The organism is Rhodovulum sp. (assembly GCF_011048875.1).
In the GTDB taxonomy this organism is placed as follows: domain Bacteria; phylum Pseudomonadota; class Alphaproteobacteria; order Rhodobacterales; family Rhodobacteraceae; genus Rhodovulum; species Rhodovulum tesquicola.
On the sequence record NZ_DSDD01000024.1, the window covers coordinates 1 to 2,616 of the forward strand.

Sequence of the window (2,616 nt, forward strand, 5' to 3'; positions counted from 1 at the left end):
CGAATGCGGAATCATGGTCGTGGGGGTGCAGAGCAAGGGGCCGCCGCAGGAATGGCGCGCCGTGGTTCTGGCGGATGCCAGCCTTGCGGGTGTGGCGCCGACGGTCTGGGCGCAGGCGGCGATTGATGCCATGGAACGCTTCGGCGCCGACCGGCTGGTCGCCGAGGTCAACCAGGGTGGCGATCTGGTCGAGACCGTGATCCGGCAACTCGACCCGCTGGTGCCGTTCCGCGCGGTACGTGCTTCGCGCGGCAAGGCCGCCCGGGCCGAGCCGGTGGCTGCCCTTTACGAACAGGGGCGCATCAAGCATCTGCCCGGCCTGGCCGTGCTGGAGGACCAGATGTGCCGCATGACCTCGCACGGGTACGAGGGGCGTGGCAGCCCCGACCGTGTGGATGCCCTGGTCTGGGCGATCCATGAACTGATGATTGCCCCCGCCGCCCATTGGCGGCGTCCGAGGGTGCGCAGTCTCTAGGGAATCACGGCCGCGGCGACGCGGCCCTTGCGGAATGGCGAGGCCCGGCCCCGGAAAACCCCGGGGCGCGGGCCTTTTCCTTGGGCCCTTGACGGGCAGCGACAGCGAAACCGGAGGAGCTTTGCCCATGAAACTGAATATCTTCCGCCGTGCCGAAACGCGGGTGCCGGAGGCGAAAGCGTCTGCCACCGGCCCGGTGATCGCCTGGGCGGGGTCGGGGCGCGTGGCCTGGAGTCCGCGCGACACTGTCTCGCTGATCCGCAACGGCTTTGTCGGCAACCCGGTGGGGTTTCGCGCGGTCAAGCTGATCGCCGAGGCGGCGGCGGCGCTGCCGCTGGTCTGCCAGGACACCGAACGGCGCTACGAGACCCACCCGATGCTCGATCTGATCGCGCGGCCAAATCCGGCACAGGGACGGGCCGAGCTGTTCGAGACGCTTTACGGCCAGTTGCTGCTGTCCGGGAATGCCTATCTCGAAGCGGTCGGCGGTGAGGGCGGGATGCCATTCGAACTGCATGTGTTGCGATCGGACCGGATGCGCCTGGTTCCCGGGCGCGATGGCTGGCCGGTCGCCTATGATTACACCGTCGGTGCGCGCAAGCATCGCTTCGACATGACGGTCGACCTGCCGCCGGTCTGCCATATCAAGAGTTTCCATCCCCAGGACGATCATTACGGGCTGTCGCCGATGCAGGCGGCGGCGACCGCGATCGACGTTCACAATTCGGCTTCGCGCTGGTCCAAGGCGCTTCTGGACAACGCGGCGCGGCCCTCCGGCGCAATCGTCTATCGGGGGACGGATGGCAATTCGACCCTGAGCGAAGACCAGTATGCGCGGCTTCAGGACGAGATGCTGAGCTATCATCAGGGGGCGGCGAATGCCGGGCGCCCGATGCTTCTGGAGGGCGGGCTGGACTGGAAGCCGATGGGCTTTTCACCCTCGGACATGGAGTTCCACCGCACCAAGGAGGCCGCGGCGCGGGAAATCGCGACGGCCTTCGGCGTGCCCCCGATGATGCTGGGGATCCCGGGGGATGCGACCTACGCGAACTATCAGGAGGCCAACCGCGCCTTCTATCGGCTGACGATCCTGCCGATGGTGGCCAAGGTCGCCGGTGCCGTGGCCGAGTTCCTGTCGCGCTTTGCAGGAGAGACAGTGAGCCTCAAGCCCGATCTCGATCAGGTGCCGGCGCTGGCGGCCGAACGCGATGCGCAATGGCTGCGTATCGCCGGCGCGGATTTCCTGACCGAGGCCGAGAAACGTGCCCTTCTGGGTCTGCCCGCCTGGCCGGAGGGTGAATGAAACCCCCGGCCGAGAGGTCGGGCTCCAGGTTTCTCTATGCGCCCTTCGAGGTGGCGAATGCGCGGATCGACGCCAATGAACGCGTCTGGGAGGAGCGCTGGACGGCGCTCGAATTCCGGCTCGTGCGGATCGAGACAGCGCTCGAGCGGCTGGAACGACGAATGTGGCTGACCGTCTACGGCGTGGTGGCGGTGATCTTGACGGAAGGCGTGGCATCGCTGCTGGCGGCCTCGCCGTGAAAAGGGGAGTTCGGATGATCGGATATGACAGGGATACCGGGCTGGAGCGCAAGTTCTGCCCGCCGAACGCGCCGCTGGCGCTGGCCGAGGGCGCGGTGATCGAGGGCTATGCCTCGTTGTTCGGCGCGACCGACCAGGGCGGCGACGTCGTGCAGGCGGGGGCCTATGGTGCCTGCCTGAAGCGGATGGCCAGCGAAGGGCGTCGGGTGAAGATGCTGTGGCAGCATGATCCCGCCCAGCCCATCGGCATCTGGGACGAGGTCCGGGAGGATGGCCGCGGGCTTTACGTCAAGGGGCGGTTGTTGCCCGAAGTCGCGCGCGCCCGCGAGGCGGCCGCCCTCGTTTCGGCGGGCGCCATTGACGGCTTGTCGATCGGCTATCGCACCAAGCGGGCCGAACAGGATGCGAGCGGGCGCCGGCTTCTTGCGGAGCTGGAGCTTTGGGAGGTGTCGCTGGTGACCTTCCCGATGCTTGCTGAAGCGCGGGTTGGCGCCAAGGGAGGGGACCCCTCCGAGGTGCTCTTGCGCGAACTGGCGGAGGCCTTTTCAGGCGCCCGCCGCATGTTGGCCGAGGGCTGATCGCCAAAGGCCGCGAGGACC

The 2,616-nt window shown here is 67.7% G+C and carries 3 protein-coding genes and 1 pseudogene; all 4 read left to right on the forward strand.

Translation table 11 applies throughout. The features are described from left to right. Window positions 1-475 (forward strand): annotated as a pseudogene (locus ENN83_RS00895) (ATP-binding protein); the annotation flags it as partial. 127 nt (window positions 476-602) lie between these two features. Continuing rightward, window positions 603-1,778: a phage portal protein gene (locus ENN83_RS00900; RefSeq protein ID WP_287182986.1), complete on the forward strand. Its 1,176-nt coding sequence runs from the start codon at window positions 603-605 to the stop codon at window positions 1,776-1,778. Next, on the forward strand, window positions 1,775-2,017 hold the full coding sequence (locus ENN83_RS00905; RefSeq protein WP_253090102.1) for a GTA head formation protein, RCAP_rcc01685 family: 243 nt from the start codon (window positions 1,775-1,777) through the stop codon (window positions 2,015-2,017). Before ENN83_RS00900 ends, ENN83_RS00905 begins: the two co-directional genes overlap by 4 nt. A gap of 14 nt (window positions 2,018-2,031) precedes the next feature. Further along, window positions 2,032-2,595, forward strand: a complete 564-nt coding sequence (locus ENN83_RS00910; RefSeq protein WP_287182990.1) for an HK97 family phage prohead protease — start codon at window positions 2,032-2,034, stop codon at window positions 2,593-2,595. Window positions 2,596-2,616: the final 21 nt, after the last annotated feature.

Bases quoted from the DNA above. Each gene is read 5' to 3' on its own strand.
- ENN83_RS00900 (WP_287182986.1), top strand. From the start codon at position 603: ATGAAACTGAATATCTTCCGCCGTGCCGAAACGCGGGTGCCGGAGGCG.
- ENN83_RS00905 (WP_253090102.1), top strand. From the start codon at position 1,775: ATGAAACCCCCGGCCGAGAGGTCGGGCTCCAGGTTTCTCTATGCGCCC.
- ENN83_RS00910 (WP_287182990.1), top strand. From the start codon at position 2,032: ATGATCGGATATGACAGGGATACCGGGCTGGAGCGCAAGTTCTGCCCG.